The sequence below is a fragment of the Mycobacterium sp. E3247 genome, from assembly GCF_001667785.1.
Classification (GTDB): domain Bacteria; phylum Actinomycetota; class Actinomycetes; order Mycobacteriales; family Mycobacteriaceae; genus Mycobacterium.
In genome coordinates, this window is sequence record NZ_LZJG01000331.1 from 13,795 (window position 1) to 29,910 (window position 16,116).

Annotated in this window: 15 protein-coding genes; 6 read left to right on the top strand and 9 right to left on the bottom strand. The window is 68.4% G+C overall.

All coding sequences use genetic code 11. From position 1 onward, the window contains the following. Positions 1-93: 93 nt before the first annotated feature. Together A9X04_RS18355 and A9X04_RS18360 are read right to left on the bottom strand one after the other, a co-directional pair. The gene (locus A9X04_RS18355; protein WP_067923446.1) at positions 94-951 is read right to left on the bottom strand and encodes an LLM class flavin-dependent oxidoreductase; all 858 of its coding nucleotides are present in this window, start codon (positions 949-951) and stop codon (positions 94-96) included. 12 nt (positions 952-963) lie between these two features. Next, complete coding sequence (locus A9X04_RS18360) at positions 964-1,722, bottom strand: SDR family oxidoreductase (RefSeq protein ID WP_067923449.1); 759 nt, start codon at positions 1,720-1,722, stop codon at positions 964-966. 97 nt (positions 1,723-1,819) lie between these two features. On the opposite strand from A9X04_RS18360, the gene A9X04_RS18365 reads away from it, so the two are divergent. From A9X04_RS18365 to A9X04_RS29830, 4 genes are all read left to right on the top strand, one after another. Next, positions 1,820-2,872: an Lrp/AsnC family transcriptional regulator gene (locus A9X04_RS18365; protein ID WP_067923452.1), complete on the top strand. Its 1,053-nt coding sequence runs from the start codon at positions 1,820-1,822 to the stop codon at positions 2,870-2,872. A 39-nt stretch (positions 2,873-2,911) separates the two neighbouring features. After that, complete coding sequence (locus A9X04_RS18370; RefSeq protein WP_067923455.1) at positions 2,912-3,397, top strand: polyketide cyclase; 486 nt, start codon at positions 2,912-2,914, stop codon at positions 3,395-3,397. 86 nt (positions 3,398-3,483) lie between these two features. After that, positions 3,484-3,711, top strand: coding sequence for a deoxyribodipyrimidine photolyase (locus A9X04_RS18375; protein WP_067923458.1), 228 nt, complete (start codon positions 3,484-3,486; stop codon positions 3,709-3,711). A 57-nt stretch (positions 3,712-3,768) separates the two neighbouring features. Next, positions 3,769-4,068 carry a hypothetical protein gene (locus A9X04_RS29830; RefSeq protein WP_068094016.1) on the top strand — a complete coding sequence of 100 codons (300 nt, stop codon included), beginning with the start codon at positions 3,769-3,771 and terminating at the stop codon, positions 4,066-4,068. A gap of 43 nt (positions 4,069-4,111) precedes the next feature. On the opposite strand, the gene hisS is transcribed toward A9X04_RS29830, so the two are convergent. Both hisS and A9X04_RS18385 read right to left on the bottom strand, forming a co-directional pair. Continuing rightward, positions 4,112-5,383 carry a histidine--tRNA ligase gene (gene hisS, locus A9X04_RS18380; RefSeq protein WP_067923461.1) on the bottom strand — a complete coding sequence of 424 codons (1,272 nt, stop codon included), beginning with the start codon at positions 5,381-5,383 and terminating at the stop codon, positions 4,112-4,114. Then, positions 5,380-6,054, bottom strand: coding sequence for an MBL fold metallo-hydrolase (locus A9X04_RS18385; protein ID WP_067923464.1), 675 nt, complete (start codon positions 6,052-6,054; stop codon positions 5,380-5,382). The genes hisS and A9X04_RS18385 overlap by 4 nt, the downstream gene beginning before the upstream one ends. Positions 6,055-6,171: 117 nt before the next feature. Here A9X04_RS18385 and A9X04_RS18390 point away from each other — a divergent pair, with 117 nt between their 5' ends. Both A9X04_RS18390 and A9X04_RS18395 read left to right on the top strand, forming a co-directional pair. Next, positions 6,172-7,071, top strand: a complete 900-nt coding sequence (locus tag A9X04_RS18390) for a peptidylprolyl isomerase (RefSeq protein ID WP_067923466.1) — start codon at positions 6,172-6,174, stop codon at positions 7,069-7,071. Between the two features lie 69 nt (positions 7,072-7,140). Further along, positions 7,141-8,907, top strand: a complete 1,767-nt coding sequence (locus tag A9X04_RS18395; RefSeq protein ID WP_067923468.1) for a protein kinase — start codon at positions 7,141-7,143, stop codon at positions 8,905-8,907. A gap of 30 nt (positions 8,908-8,937) precedes the next feature. On the opposite strand, the gene A9X04_RS18400 is transcribed toward A9X04_RS18395, so the two are convergent. The 5 genes from A9X04_RS18400 to secD form a co-directional block, all read right to left on the bottom strand. Next, positions 8,938-11,331: a bifunctional (p)ppGpp synthetase/guanosine-3',5'-bis(diphosphate) 3'-pyrophosphohydrolase gene (locus A9X04_RS18400; RefSeq protein WP_067923491.1), complete on the bottom strand. Its 2,394-nt coding sequence runs from the start codon at positions 11,329-11,331 to the stop codon at positions 8,938-8,940. A 43-nt stretch (positions 11,332-11,374) separates the two neighbouring features. Then, positions 11,375-11,917 carry an adenine phosphoribosyltransferase gene (locus A9X04_RS18405; protein ID WP_067923471.1) on the bottom strand — a complete coding sequence of 181 codons (543 nt, stop codon included), beginning with the start codon at positions 11,915-11,917 and terminating at the stop codon, positions 11,375-11,377. A gap of 7 nt (positions 11,918-11,924) precedes the next feature. Beyond that, entirely contained in the window at positions 11,925-13,574 is a 1,650-nt protein-coding gene (locus tag A9X04_RS18410) for an ABC transporter substrate-binding protein (protein ID WP_067923474.1), read from the bottom strand. Between the two features lie 5 nt (positions 13,575-13,579). Further along, the gene (secF, locus tag A9X04_RS18415) at positions 13,580-14,854 is read right to left on the bottom strand and encodes a protein translocase subunit SecF (RefSeq protein WP_067923477.1); all 1,275 of its coding nucleotides are present in this window, start codon (positions 14,852-14,854) and stop codon (positions 13,580-13,582) included. Continuing rightward, the coding region (secD, locus tag A9X04_RS18420; RefSeq protein ID WP_067923479.1) for a protein translocase subunit SecD at positions 14,854-16,116 on the bottom strand (1,263 nt) is incomplete at its 5' end. The genes secF and secD, both read right to left, overlap by 1 nt.

The window sequence follows — 16,116 nt, forward strand, 5'->3', positions numbered from 1 at the left end:
CGACTGCCTCCGCGGTCCCGGGGCACGAGCTATTCGAACAACGCTCCATGAGCTCGCCAAGCCCTGCGCAAACTCCTCTCGTGCAGCGCCCGTTCAGAGAACGGCGTCGGCAAGGCGATCCACCTGATCGATGGCGCCGACGGAGGGATGAAAGATTAGCCCGTCGAAACCGAGGTCGCGGTAAGCGCGCACGGTGGCCGCCGCGTCCTCCGGGGTGGTCAGCATGTCGGCGACGTTGAGAGCCGCGTAGTCCGGTTTGAATCCGTAGTAGCGCTGCAGGTGCTCCCGGCCGAGTCGGACGGCTTCGTCACCACCGAACGCGAAGTTCACGCTGGCGTGCAGTCGCGGCTGCCCGGGCCGGCCCGCCTCCCGCCACGCCGCGCGTGCCCGATCGGCGAATGACGCCTGATTGTCGTAGTCGCGCAGGGCGCCGGCAGACCAGCCGTCACCCATCGTCACGACCCGGCGCATGGTCGCCTCCGACCGTCCCCCGAACAGAATGGGGATGCGCAACGGGCGCGGGCACAGCGCCTTGTCGCCGGTGACCGGCGTGGTGCGCCACGCCTCGCCCAACAATCCCACCGTCTCGTCCAGAACGCGCCCCCGCCGACGGAAGTCCACGCCAGCCGCCACATAGTCGTCGGTCCGGTTACCCACACCCAGACCCACCATCAGCCGGTTGTCGGTGACCTCCGCGATGGTGGCGAGCTGCTTGGCGAGCAGCGCGGCCGGATAGAGGGGTGCCAGCAAAACGTTTGTGATCAAACCGATTTCACTGGTCGCGCCTGCGGCGAGGGACAATGCGACGATCGAATCGAGGCTCTCGTAGACCAGCCGGTCGATGGTGGCCAGGCCCGCGAATCCCCGTTGTTCCGCCCGGCGGGACCAAGGCACCGTCAACGACCCGCGCACATGGGCGATGTGGCTCGGCAATCCGATTCCGAGTTGCATGGCGATCCTCCGCTATTTCGACTGCGCGGTCGGCTGATTGATGACATCGAAGGTCTCGTCGTAGCAGCCGTCGCGCGCGGCGAACCGTACACGCCGGGCGGCATCGACCACCACCTCGGTGGCGTCCGGCTCCGATCGCAACCACGAAATGACCTCGGCGACAAAGGAATCCAGCGTCATCACATGGCGCGCAGGTCCAAGACCACGCTGAATGCCTGTCTCCACCCGGGGCGGGACGATCTCGATCACCTGAACCGCCGTGTCGCGCAGCTGGTGGCGCAGCGACTCGGTGTAGGAGTGCAGCGCCGCTTTGGTCGCGCAATACGTCGGCGCGACCGCCTTGGGTACGAACGCAAGGGCGGAGGTGACGTTGATGATCGCGGCGTCCGGCTGCGTGAGCAGGGTGGGCAGCAGCGACGCGGTGAGTCTTAAAGGCCCGAGCAGGTTGACCGCCACGATCGCCTCCGCCGCGGTGGTGTCATCCGCCAGCAGGTTCTCGGTGCGCATGATTCCCGCGTTGTTGATCACGACGTTCAGCCCGGGATGGCGACGAGCCACCTCCGCGGCCAGCCGGCCGGCGCTGGTCGGGTCGCTTTGATCGAATTGCAGATGTTCCATGCCCGGGTTGGCGGCCACGGCGGCTTGCAGGACCTCGCGGCGCCGCCCCGCGATGATGATCCGGTTGCCCAGGCGGTGCAACGATTCGGCCAGGCCGCGGCCGATCCCACTGCCTCCCCCGGTCACCAGCACGACATTGCCCGTCAGCTCCATGGTGCAAGGCTGGCAGTACCGCTCACCAAACACCCAACTTGTGGCTCACACCGTCGAGAAACCCTCATCTATCGTCGGTATCTGCCTAACATTGCTCATGATCGATCCCCTGGACGGACAGATTCTCCATGCCCTCCAGATCTCGCCCAGGGTGTCCTTTCGGCGCATCGCCGAGGTTGTCGGGGCGAGCGAACAAACGGTTGCCCGCCGCTACCACCGTTTGCGCCGAAACGGAGTCGTGCGCGTCGTGGGGCTGGTGAATCCCGGGGTCGACGGCAATGGCGATTGGGCGCAGTGGGTGTGCCGGATACACGCCAAGCCCGATCGCATACCCCAGCTGGCCGACGCACTGGTCCGGAACCCGGACGTTTCCCACGCCAACGTCCTGTCGGGCTGGACCGACCTGGTCTGCACCATCCGGGCACCGCTCGGCGAGAGCCGCGAAGACATGCTGCTGCAACGACTTCCGCGCACGAGTTCGGTCATCGACATCGACATCGAGGTGGTGCTGCACACGTTCGGGCGACCCCCGACCGCGCCATGGACGGGCTACGGCCACAAGCTCAGCGCCGAACAGGCCGAACGAATCCTCGACGGTGCCGAGGCGGTGACAACCGGCCGGCCGTCGCCGCCGGCCAACGAGGACCGGCCCATGCTCAACGCGCTGGCCGACGACGGCCGCGCCCCCCACACGAGGCTGGCCGAACGCACGGGATGGTCGGTGGCGCGAGTGCGCAGACGCCTGGCGGCGATCGAGGCGGCCGGGGCGTTGCTGTACGACGTCGACGTGCTTCCCGAGCGGCTCGGTTACCACCTCAGCGCCATGCTGTGGCTGACCGTCGCGCCCCGACACGTTCAGCGCGTCGGGGAACAGATCGCCGCGCACGATCAGGTCGCCTTCGCCGCCGCCGTCAGCGGTAGGAAGAACCTGATGGCCGTGGTCATCTGCCGTGACGTCCGCGACCTGTATGCCTACCTTGCCAACCACCTCGGAGCCATCGAGGAGGTCCTCACCTACGAGGTCAGCACCCGCACCCAGCGACTCAAGCAGCACGGATCCGTCATCGCGCACGGACGGCTGATGAACCCCACCCCATCTCGCGTTCCGCGCGGATCGGCGTCGGCGCGCGACAGCCGAGTCGTAGAGTGAGCGACGACCGTGTCGTACCCACGACGGCTGCGAGGCACCATGACCGAACGCATCGAGGTTCAGCGCACCATCGCGGCGGGGGCGCCGGACATCTTCGCCGTGCTCTGCGACCCGCAGGGCCACGTCGCGATCGACTCGTCGGGGATGCTGCAGGACGCGGACGGGCATCCGGTGAGCGGCGTCGGCGACCGGTTCGTGGTGCACATGGACCGCGAGGCACTGAACGACTTTCCGCAATTCGGTAAATACGACGTCACCGTCGACATCACCGAATTCGAACCGGATCGCCTGATCGCCTGGACGGTTCTCGGGCAAATCCAGCCACCGATCGGCCACGTCTACGGTTATCAGCTCCAGCCGACCGACGACGGCTCGGGAACGGTCGTCACCTCGTTCTACGACTGGTCGAACATCGACCCGAAGTGGCGAGAAGCCGGAATTTTCCCGATCCTGTCCGAGGGTGCGTTGCGGGCGACTTTGGGAATTCTCGACCGCACGGTCCGCCGCGGTTATCCACGCGGGTAGTTCCCGGCGCGCACTCAATTCGCGACGCGGTTTTGTCGCGCATTCGGGTGGGTATCACGTCGGGGCCCCTCAAGAAAGGACCTGACATGTTGCACTCGGTGATTGTGGCGAGTTCGGACCCAATCGCGGCGGGTTTTATCCTGCGCGGCATCAAGGGGATTTTCGTCGCCATCGGCAGCGTGATCGCCGCAATTGTGTGCGCACTAATCGCAATGATGAAGGGACGCAATCCGCTGGGCTGGGGAATTCTCGGCCTGTTCTTCTCGATCCTCACGTTGATCGTCGTCATCGTCATTCCAAGCAAGAAAAGCTGACGCGTCCCCGTCCCCGATCCACTTCGGGAACCGGGCGGTTCGGGGGTATATTGCGGCATGCGGTTCATCTATGTCGCCACGGCAGTCGGCATGGCCATCGGGGTGCCGATGGCGGCAACGCCAGCCCACGCCGATACGGGCGTGGATGGCTACGTTCATTGCATCGGAGGCGACGCGAAGCCCCCGCCGCCCGGAGTATCCGCAGAAAACTGGTTTCCCAGCGTCCTGGTGATAGCGACGGATTTCAATGGCGGTGTGCCTTCCGCCCAAATCGTCCAGCGATTAGTGGATATGGGAGTCAAGCCGGACGACGCCGCCACCCGAGTGCGGTGCTTTGTGGCCAACCAGCCACACTGACGCGAACACCCCGGCGGCATCGCCGCCGGGCGGATGGCCGCGGTTAGCGGTGCAGAGACGAAAGCACCTCGGTCACAACGGAATCCATGGCCACGGGCACCTGCTCCCCGGTGGCGAGGTCCTTCACCCCGACCGTGCCGGACTCGATGTCCCGGTCCCCCAGGACCAGCGCGATGCGGGCACCGGAACGGTCGGCCGCGCGCATCGCCCCCTTGAGGCCGCGGTCGCCGTAGGCCATGTCGACGCGGACGCCGGAGGCGCGCAGCTGCGCGGCCAGCACCGCCAGCCTCAGCTTGGCCTGCTCGCTCAGCGGCACACCGAACACGTCGCAGCGCGTCGTCTGCCCGACGCTCTTGCCCTCGGCGCGAAGCGCCAGCAGCGTGCGGTCCACGCCGAGCCCGAACCCGATGCCCGACAGGTCCTGCCCACCGAGTTCGTGCATCAGGCCGTCGTAGCGGCCGCCCCCGCCGATGCCGGATTGGGCGCCCAGCCCGTCGTGCACGAACTCGAAGGTGGTCTTGGTGTAGTAGTCCAGCCCACGCACCATGCGCGGGTTGATCACATAGGGCACCCCGAGCGCGTCCAGGTGGGCCAGCACGGTGTCGAAGTGCTGCTTGGCGACGTCGGAGAGGTGATCCAGCAGCACCGGCGCGTCAGCCGTCATGGCCCGCACCCCGGGCCTCTTGTCGTCGAGCACCCGCAACGGGTTGATCTCGGCGCGCCTGCGGGTCTCGGCGTCGAGGTCGAGCCCGAACAGGAACTCCTGCAACAGTTCCCGGTATTGCGGCCGGCAGCTGTCGTCGCCCAGCGAGGTGATCTCCAGGCGGAAGCCGTCCAGCCCCAGCGAGCGGAAGCCGGCGTCGGCGACGGCGATCACCTCGGCGTCCAGCGCCGGGTCGTCGACGCCGATCGCCTCCACGCCGACCTGCTGCAGCTGCCGATAGCGGCCGGCCTGCGGACGTTCGTAGCGGAAAAACGGCCCGGCATAACAGAGTTTGACCGGCAACGCGCCGCGGTCCAGGCCGTGCTCGATCACCGCGCGCACCACGCCGGCGGTGCCCTCCGGCCGCAACGTGACCGAACGGTCGCCGCGGTCGGCGAACGTGTACATCTCCTTGGACACCACATCGGTGGATTCGCCGACGCCACGGGAGAACAGGCCGGTGTCTTCGAAGATGGGCAACTCGACGTCGCCGTAGCCGGCCCGTCGGGCGGCGCCCAGCAACCCGTCCCGCACGGCCACGAACTGCGCCGAGTCCGGCGGGACGTAGTCCGGCACCCCCTTGGGGGCGGAAAACGCCGAGAACTCCGTCACGGGCTCAGGCCTTCGATGAACGGGTTGAACCGCCGCTCGGCGCCGATGGTGGTGGCATTGCCATGCCCCGGCAGCACCACCGTGTCGTCGTCGAGCACCAGAAGTTTCTCCACGATCGAGGTCAACAGGTCACGGCCGCTCCCGCCGTGCAGATCGGTGCGGCCCACCGAGCGCTCGAACAGGGTGTCGCCGGTGAACACTAAGTCTTTCCCGTCTTTCGTCGCCCCGACCACCCGGAAGACGACCGACCCGCGCGTATGGCCCGGCGTGTGGTCGACGTTGACCGTGACGCTGCCCAGGTCGAGCTTGTCGCCGTCCCGGTCCAGCTCGACGACCTGCCTGGGCTCGCGGAAGAAGGCGCCCGCCACCAGCTGCGCCACCCGCGGACCCAGGCCGTAGATCGGGTCTTTCAGCATGAACCGGTCCTCGGGGTGGATGTAGGTCGGGCAGCCGTACGTGTCGGACACCTTCTGCGCGGACCACATGTGGTCGATGTGGCCGTGGGTGAGCAACACCGCGGCCGGGGTCAGCCGATTCTCGTCGAGGGTGCGCCGCAACCAGCCCATCACCCGCTGCCCCGGATCCACGATGACGGCGTCCGTCCCGGGCCGCTCGGCCAGCACGTAGCAGTTGCACTGCAACATGCCGGCGGGGAATCCGGTGATCAACACGGTTCCCAGTTTCCCACGGGCCCCACTTGACACCGGTCGCGGCGCCCACATTAGCCTGAGCTGGCCACCGACGCCTTTGCGGGCCCCAAGACCGACCAACCATGGAGGCATACGGCCGTGCCCACCAATGAACAGCGACGTGCCAACGCCAAGCGCAAGCTGGAGCGCCAACTGGAGCGCCGCGCCAGGCAAGCCAAGCGGCGCCGGATCGTGTTGATCGCCGCCGGCTCGCTCGCGGCCGTGGCGGTGGTCGTCGCCGTGGTGCTCACGGTCATCAACACCAAACACGAGCACAAGAGCAACACCGCCGCGAGCACCACCTCCTCCGCCCCCACCAGCTCCCCGGAGTCGACGACGCCCGCCGGACCGACGCCGCCCGTTCCACCGCTGCCGGCGTTCAAGCCGTCGGCCGACCTGGGCGCCAACTGCCAGTACCCGGCGTCACCGCAACCGGCCGCCAAGCAGGTCAAGCCGCCGCGCACCGGCAAGGTGCCGACCGACCCGGCCCAGGTGAGCGCCAGCATGGTGACCAATCAGGGCCGCATCGGACTGATGCTCGCGAACAACGAATCACCTTGCACGGTAAACAGTTTCGCGAGCCTGATCGGCCAGAAGTACTTCGACAACACCAAGTGCCACCGGCTTACCACTTCACCGGATCTGGGCGTCCTGCAATGCGGCGACCCCAAGGGCGACGGCACCGGCGGTCCGGGCTACCAATTCGCCAACGAATACCCGACCGACCAGTACCCGCCGAACGACCCGAATGCGCAGCAGCCCGTGCTCTACCCGCGCGGCACGCTGGCGATGGCCAACGCCGGCCCCGGCACCAACGGCAGCCAGTTCTTCATGGTGTACAAGGACTCCCAGCTACCGCCCCAATACACCGTGTTCGGCACCATCCAGCCCGACGGGCTGGCCACGCTGGACAAGATCGCCAAGGCCGGCGTCGCCGGCGGCGGTGAGGACGGCGCACCGGCCTCCGACGTCACCATCACGTCGCTGCTCCTGGACTAGCAGCCAAACACCGCAACGCCGACGCTGATTCGCGCGACCTGCGGGCGGTCCACCGCTTAAGGTCGTCGGGTGGGGTCCGAGTCTTTCGGGCATTACCAATTGCTGGACGTCCTGGGGCGCGGCGGCATGGGGCAGGTCTATCGCGCCTACGACGCCGCCACCGATCGGGTCGTGGTCCTGAAGGTGCTGCCCCCGAACCTGGCCGAGGATCAGGAGTTTCAACAACGATTCCGCCGCGAGGCGCGCATCGCGGCGAGCCTCAACGACCCGCACGTAGTGCCCATCCACGGCTACGGCGAGATCGACGGTCGGCTCTATGTCGACATGCGGCTGATCGAGGGCCGCGACTTGCTGCAGTACATCGACGAAAACGGAGGACGGCTCAGTCCCGAGCGCGCGGTCGCCGTGATCGAACAGGTTGCCGCGGCCCTCGATAGCGCCCACCAGGTCGGTCTGGTCCACCGCGACATCAAGCCGAAGAACATCTTGGTCACCAACGCGCGCGACTTCGTCTACCTGATCGACTTCGGCATCGCCCGCACCGTGGCCGACACCGCGCTCACGCAGACGGGACACACGATGGGGACCGTCGCCTACATGGCACCCGAACGGTTCAGGGGCACAACGGATCACCGCGCCGACGTCTATTCGTTGGCCTGCGTGCTGCACGAATGCCTCACCGGCAAGCGTCCCTACGCCGGCGACAGCCTCGAGGAACAACTCCACGCGCACCTGAACGTCCCCCCGCCGCGACCGTCGACCACGTCAGCCGGCGTGCCACCGGCCCTCGACGCGGTGGTCGCCCGTGGAATGGCCAAAGACCCCGAACACCGCTACCAGTCGGCGATGGAACTCGCCGAGGCCGCCAGAGCGGCTCTGGCCGGTGCGCCCATGACGTCGAGCCCCCCGCCGCCGGTGCCCCCGGCCGGCCCGCCGCCGACGCAGGACTTCCCCCCGACGGGCGCCCATCCCTCACCGCAACCGCCCTATCGGCCACCCACCCAGTCCCGGCGCCTGCTGCTGGGCATCGTCGGCGCGTCGGCGCTGGCCCTGGCCGCGGTGGTGGCGTTGGTCATCGCGCTGGTCACCCAGGACGACCGCTCGGCCAACACCGCGGCGTCGGCCGCCCCGAGCCGCGCCCGGGTGCCGGGCAGGCAGGGATCGAACCCAGGCCCGTCCACGCCGGCGACGGCGACGGTGCCACCGCTGCCGGCGTTCGCGCCGCCGGCCGACCTGGGCGCCAACTGCCAGTATCCGAGCGCGCCGGACGCCGTCGTCAAGCCCGTCAACCCGCCGCCGGCCGGCCGGGTCTCCACCGACCCTCCGCAGATCCCGGCCACCCTTTCCACGAACTTCGGTGACATCGGCATCCAGCTGAGCAACTACGAATCCCCGTGCACGGTCAACAGCTTCGTCAGCCTGGCCAAGCAGCAATTCTTCGACAACACGCAGTGCGCGCGGCTGATCGACTCCACCGACGGGGGATCGCTGCTGTGCGGCGGGCCGGAGTCCGACGGCTCCGGCGGCCCCGGCTATCAATTCGCCGACGAATACCCCACCGACCAGTACCCCGCCGGGGATCCCGCCCTGCGGGCGACCGTGATGTACCCGCGCGGCACCGTGATCATGGCCACCGACGGACCCAACACCAACGGCAGCCAATTCTCCCTGGTTTTCCGGGACTCGGAGCTGGCTCCGCAGAGCACGGTGTTCGGCACCATCACCGAGGCGGGCCTGGCGGTCCTCGACAAGATCACCCAGGCGGGTATCGCGGGCAACCGGCAGAGCGGGGCGCCCACCAATCCGGTCACCATCAACTCTGTGCGCATCGGCTAGCGGAGTCGCCGGCGGGGCCGTCAGGCCGCCTCAGGCGGCGGAGGTCACGCGGTAGACGTCGAACACGCCTTCGACGTTGCGCACCACGTTGAGCAGGTGCCCGAGGTGCTTGGGGTCACCCATCTCGAAGGTGAACCGGCTGATCGCCACCCGGTCGTTGGAGGTGGTGACCGACGCCGACAGGATGTTGACCTTCTCGTCGGCCAGCACCCGCGTGACGTCGGAGAGCAAGCGGTGCCGGTCGAGCGCCTCGACCTGGATGGCCACCAGGAACACCGACGACGGCGACGGCGCCCAGTGCACCTCGATGATGCGCTCGGACTGCTGCTGCAACGACGCGGCGTTGGTGCAGTCGGTGCGGTGCACGCTCACTCCCCCGCCGCGGGTGACGAAGCCCATGATCGCGTCGCCCGGCACCGGCGTGCAGCACTTGGCCAGCTTGGACAGCACGCCTGGGGCGCCGGGCACCGAGACCCCGACGTCGTCGCTGCTGCGCGGGCGCCGCAGCATGGTCGTCGGCGTCGACCGTTCGGCGAGATCCTCCTCGGCCTGGTCGATCCCGCCGAGCTCGGCGAGCAGCCGCTGCACGACGTGGCGCGCCGACACGTGCCCCTCGCCGATCGCGGTGTAGAGCGCGGACACGTCCGCGTAGTGCAGTTCACGGGCCACCGCGGCCATGGATTCACCATTGACCAAGCGCTGCAAGGGAAGTCCGCCGCGGCGCACCTCGCGCGCCATCGCCTCTTTGCCCGCCTCCAGCGCCTCCTCGCGGCGCTCCTTGGCGAACCACTGCCGGATCTTGGCCTTCGCGCGCGGCGACACCACGAACTGCTGCCAGTCGCGTGATGGGCCGGCGTTGGGCGCCTTCGACGTGAAAACCTCGACGACTTCGCCGTTTTCCAGCTTCCGCTCCAGCGCCACCAACCGGCCGTTGACCCTGGCGCCGATGCACCGGTGGCCGACCTCGGTGTGTACGGCGTAGGCGAAGTCCACCGGCGTCGAGCCGTTCGGCAGCGTGATGACGTCACCCTTGGGCGTGAACACGAAGATCTCTTGTACCGCAAGGTCGTAACGCAGCGACTCCAGGAACTCGCCGGGGTCGGCGGCCTCCCGCTGCCAGTCGAGCAGTTGCCGCATCCACGCCATGTCGTCGATCTCGGCGGCGGCGTGCGGATGCGGAAGACCGTTGCGCCCCTTGGCCTCCTTGTACCGCCAGTGCGCGGCGATGCCGTACTCGGCGGTGCGGTGCATGTCGCGGGTGCGGATCTGCACCTCCAGCGGCTTGCCCTCCGGCCCGACGACCGTGGTGTGCAGCGACTGGTAGACGCCGTAACGGGGCTGGGCGATGTAGTCCTTGAACCGCCCCGCCATCGGCTGCCACAGCGAATGCACCACGCCGACAGCGGCATAGCAGTCCCGGATCTCGTCGCACAGGATCCGGATGCCCACCAGGTCGTGGATGTCGTCGAAGTCGCGTCCCTTGACGATCATCTTCTGGTAGATCGACCAGTAGTGCTTCGGGCGTCCCTCCACCGTCGCCTTGATCTTCGAGGCGTTCAGGGTGTTGGTGATCTCGGCGCGCACCTTGGCCAGATAGGTGTCCCGGGACGGCGCGCGGCCGGCGACCAGCCGGACGATCTCGTCGTACTTCTTGGGATGCAGGATCGCGAAGGACAGGTCTTCCAGCTCCCACTTGACGCTTGCCATGCCGAGACGATGCGCAAGGGGCGCAATGACTTCCAGCGTCTCGCGGGCCTTGCGGGCCTGCTTCTCCGGCGGCAGGAAGCGCATGGTGCGCATGTTGTGCAGCCGGTCGGCGACCTTGATCACCAGCACCCGGGGGTCGCGGGCCATGGCGGTGATCATCTTGCGGATGGTCTCGCCTTCGGCGGCGCTGCCCAGCACCACCCGGTCCAGCTTGGTCACGCCGTCGACGAGGTGGGCCACCTCGTCGCCGAATTCTTCGGACATCTGCTCGAGCGTGTAGCCGGTGTCCTCGATGGTGTCGTGCAACAGCGCGGCCACCAAAGTGGTGGTGTCCATGCCCAATTCGGCCAGGATGTTCGCGACGGCCAACGGGTGGGTGATGTAGGGATCGCCGGAGTGGCGCAACTGCGTGGCGTGCCGCTGGTCGGCAACCTCGAAGGCGCGCTGCAGCAGCGAGAGGTTGGCCTTCGGATAGACCTCCCGGTGCACCGCGACGAGCGGCTCCAGCACCGGGTTGACCGCGTTGCGCTGGGCGGTCATCCGCCGCGCCAGCCTGGCACGGACCCGCCGCGACGCGCTGCTCGGGGCCTTCAGCGTCTCGGTCGGCGGCTCCAGGGGCTCGGCGGCCTGCGCCGTGGTCGGCTCACCGACCAACAGGGCGTCGCCGACGTCGGTGGGCGCGTCAAGCGCCTGCGCCGCGCTCTTGTCGTCCGCCACGTTGGTCACCTCCGACCTCGAGGATATCGTGCAGCGGGCCGGGCTAGACGCGACTGAGGCTGTGCACCGGCAACTCCGCCACGGCCTGACGCCCCCCGAGCGCGGTCAGCTCCAGGATCACGGCTGCTGCGATCACGGTGGCGCCGGTGCGCTCGAGCAACCGGGCGGCCGCGGCGAGGGTGCCCCCGGTGGCCAGCACGTCGTCGATGATCACGACGTGGCGGCCGCGCAGGTCGATGCCGTCGGCGGGGATTTCCAGCGTGGCGCTGCCGTACTCCAGGTCGTAGTGCTCGGCGTGCACCGGCGGCGGCAGCTTTCCGCCCTTGCGGATCGCCAGCACCCCGGTGCGCAGCCGGTCGGCGACCGCTGCCGCGGCCAGGAACCCGCGCGAGTCGATTCCGGCCACCAGGTCGGCCCCGGAGGCGATCTCGGCCAGCGCGTCGGTGACCGCCGTCAAGCCTCGCGGGTCGGCGAACACGGGGGTGAGGTCCTTGAACTGGACCCCCGGCTTGGGAAAGTCCGACACCTCGCGCAGCAGCGAGGCGATCACGCCGGCCACCGGCGCGCTTCCGCCGACACTCGTCACGGGAGCCTCATTGAACGAGGGCCCATCGGTCCATGTTCCAGCCCGCGCCCCAGCGCGTCGGATTCTTGCTCACGGCGTACATCTTCTTCGACATCAACAGAGTGCGTTGCTGCCGGTAGAGGGGCAAGGTCGGCATGTCACCCCACAGTATCGGCGCCGCCTCGCCCAGCAGCCCGACCCGCTCGGCGGGGTCGGCCGAGACCGCCAGCGCCCCGATCGCACTGTCGACCTGCGGGTTCGCGTAACCCGACAGGTTGTTGCCGTTGCCGCTGTGCAGGTCGTAGGCATCCATGGCCGACGACCCCGTCGACCCGCTGCCGGTGGCCCCGCCGGTGCTGGCCAAGAGAACGTCGATCTTGCCGTCCCGAAGCGCTTGGGGACCCGACGTGTCGAGGGAGACGTTGGCGACGGTGATGCCGGCCGCGGCGCAGGATTTGGTGATCACCCCGACGTTGACCGCAAGCCGCGCGTTGGGCCCGTGGTAGCCGATGCGCACCGTCAACGGCGCGCCACCGAGCGCGTCGCGGGCGGCGCCCGGGTCCGCTTTGCCGAACTGGGCGGCCTCGGCGGCACCGTCACCGGCCGTCGCCGGGTCGTCGGCGGCCGGGTTCAGGCGGGAATTGGCGATCGGCACCCCGGCATCGCGGGCAAGCGTGTCGCGCGGCGTGCACAGCGCCAGCGCGCGCCGGGCCTTGGGCTGCGAGAGCGGCCCCTGCGGCGCGAAGATCAGCTGCTCGATGCCGGCTGAGGGCGAATCGGCGCGGTCGTAGTTGTCCGGTGTGGTCAGCGTTCCCGACGATCCCGCCGCCACGTCGACCACGTCGACGCTGCGGTTGTTGACCCGGTCCTGGATGTCCGGTCCCTGCGGCCAGACGGTGATCCGCTTGGTGACCGCCCTGGGGCCCCACCATCGGTCGTTCGCGACGAGCACCACCGCGCCGCCGTCGAGGATGCGCTCGATCCTGTACGGCCCCGACGACGGGAAGTTCTTCAGGTCCAGTCCGGGCTTGAGGTCCCAGATGGTGTTCCACAGCCGGGCGATCTGCTGCACGAGCGGGGCGTTGTTGCTCAGCAGGGCGGCGGTCACGTCGATGTGGAGTTGGTCGGCGATGACGTGCGACGGCATCAGCGACGTGGCGGTGAACAGCTGGTTGTAGTCGACGATTCCGCGATCGGGAATGAACGACACCCGGGCCTTCTTCTGCCCCGGCATGCATTCGACGTTGGCGATGTCGACGTAACCGGCCTGGGTTGCCGCATTGAATTCGGGGTACCTGCCGGACTGGGCCGCCCATGCCAGCACCAGGTCGTCGCAGGTCGCCGGCTTTCCGTCGGAATAGACGGCGTTGTCGGCGATCTGATAGTCGAGCACCAGCGGTGAACCGCTCACCACCGACACGGTGCCGAAGTCACGGTCGGCGACGGTCTGCCCGTCCGGGCCGTGGTAGCTGAAGCCGACGAGGGTGCGGGCGAACGCCTGCGCCCCGGCCGACGCGGCGCCGACGACGGTGTTGGTGTTGTAGGTGACCAGCGGGCCGTCGACCACGTAGTCGATCTGGGAGGCGGCGCTGCCGGAGCATGCGACCAGCGTGACGGCAGCCACGAGCATTGCGGCCAATCCGATAGCGCCTGCAGCGAGGCGATACCTGGTGGCCATGGCGACTACCGCCGGCCGGCGTTTCGCTTGCCGCTCGGACGCCGGGTTCCGGTCGGGCGCACCGGACGCGCACCCGGTGCCGGTTTGTTGGGCTTGTCGGAGGGGGCGGAGACCGTCGCGGCCGGCGGCGACGACGACTCGTCGCCGACGGGCTTCGCCTCCTCGGCGGGCTCGGGCCCGGCCTTGCGGCGCCGCGTGACGCGACGCGTGTGCGTCCGCACCAGCTCGGTCCGCTCACGCAGCGTGACCAGCAGCGGAGTGGCGAAGAAGATCGACGAGTAGGTGCCGACCAGGATGCCGACCAGCTGCACCAGCGCCAGGTCCTTCAGCGTGCCGACGCCCAGCAACCACACCGCCACGACCATCAGCGCGAGCACCGGCAGCACCCCGATCAGGCTGGTGTTGATCGAGCGCATGAACGTCTGGTTGATCGCCAGGTTGGCCTGCTCGGCGAAGGTGCGCCGGGTGGTGTGCTGGAAGCCGTGCGTGTTCTCCTCGACCTTGTCGAACACGATGACGGTGTCGTACAGGGAGAAACCGAGGATGGTCAGCAGGCCGATGACGGTGGCCGGGGTGACTTCGAAACCGACCAGCGAGTAGACCCCCGCGGTCACGGTCAGGTCGAAGACCATGGTCGTCAGCGCGGAGATGGCCATGTACCGCTCGTACCGCACCGTGATGTACAGGCTGACCAACGCCAGGAACACCACCAACGCGATCAGCGCCTTGTTGGTGATCTGGTCGCCCCACGTCTCCGACACCGCCGCGTCGCTGATGGCCTGCTTACTGGGCTTGCCGTCGGCGCCCTTCGGCTGGAAGGCATCGAAAAGGGCGTTGCGCAGCTTGGACGTCTGGTCGTTGGACAGGGTTTCGGAGCGGATCTGCACCGTGGCCGAGGCGCCGTTGCCGACGATCACCGCGGACTCCGGGTCACGCCCGATGGTCTTCCGGAAGACGTCGGACACGGCGGCCGTGGTGACGGTGCCGGACGAGCCGGCCGTGGGCATCGACACCGTGGTGCCGCCGTTGAAGTCGATCCCGAACGTGAAGCCCCGCAACACGATGCTGACCAGGGCGACGGCGACGATCGCCCCGCTGATCCCGTACCAGAGGCGGCGCCGGCCGATCACCTCGAAAGCGCCGGTGCCGGTGTAGAGCCGCGCGAGGAAGCTGTGCCGCGGTTGCGCGATGGCGGTGTCGGAGGCCGGCTCCACCGCGCCGGCTTCGGTGATCTCGGTCGCTTCCGTCGCGTCGGTCTGACCCTCGCCTTTGGAGGCCATCACGCTCCCCGTCCCGTCTTGACATGCGCCGCGGCCCGGCGCTCGCGGGCCACCTGCTGAATCGCGCCGAGGCCGTTGTACGCGGGTTTCGCCAACGTCGGCGACTTGGACGCCAGGTAGACGAGCGGCCAGGTCACCAGGAACACGACCACGACGTCGAGGATCGTGGTGAGGCCCAACGTGAAGGCGAATCCCCGCACCTGGCCGATCGCCAGGGCGTACAGCACGGCGGCGGCCAGGAAGGTGACGGCGTTGCCCGACACGATGGTCTTGCGGGCCCGCACCCAGCCTCGCGGCACCGCCGATCTAAACGATCGGCCTTCCCGGATCTCGTCTTTGATTCGTTCGAAGAACACCACGAACGAGTCCGCCGTGGTGCCGATACCGATGATCAGACCCGCGATACCCGCGAGGTCCAATGTGTAGTTGATCTGCCGCCCGAGGATCACCAAGATCGCGAAAATCATTGCGCCCGAAGCGGTCAGGGACAGCGCCGTGAGCAGGCCCAGCACCCGGTAATACAGCAACGAATACAGCAACACCAGCACCAGGCCGATCGCACCCGCGATCAGCCCCGCCCGCAGCGAGGTCAATCCCAGTGTGGCCGAGACGGTTTGGGCCTCCGAGGCCTCGAAGGACAGGGGCAAGGAGCCGTATTTCAAGACGTTGGCGAGCTGCTTGGCGGTCGCGGCGGTGAAGGGCGGATCACCGCCGGTGATCTGGGTCCGGCCGCCGGGAATGGCCTCCTGGATCATCGGGGCGCTGACCACCTGGGAGTCCAGCGTGAAGGCGGTCTGGGTGCCGATGTGCGCGGCGGTGAAGTCCGCCCAGGTGTTGGCCGCCGCGGGCTTGAACTGCACGTCCACCACATAACCGATGCCGCGCTGGTTCATGCCCGAGGTGGCGTCCTGGATCTGGTCGCCGCTGATGATCGACGGCGCCAGCAGGTAGGCCACCTTGTGGTCGGTCGAACACGTCACCAGCGGCAGGTTCGGGTCGTCGTTGCCGGCGAGGATGTCCTCTTTGTCGCAGCGGGTGGCCTGGAACTGCAGCGCGAGGAACTGAACGCCCTGGCGGGTGCTCTGGCGCCACTTCTTCTCGTCGGCGATGCGCTCGGCGAGTTCCTTGCGCGGGTCCGGCGGTGCGGGCTGGTCAGCCGGGGGGACGTCCGCCGGCGGGGCGTTGCCGGCCGGCGCGGGGCTTGGCGTAATGATTGCAGGGCTCCAGCGTGACCACCGCGGTCCCGCCGACCGCCAGTCGGC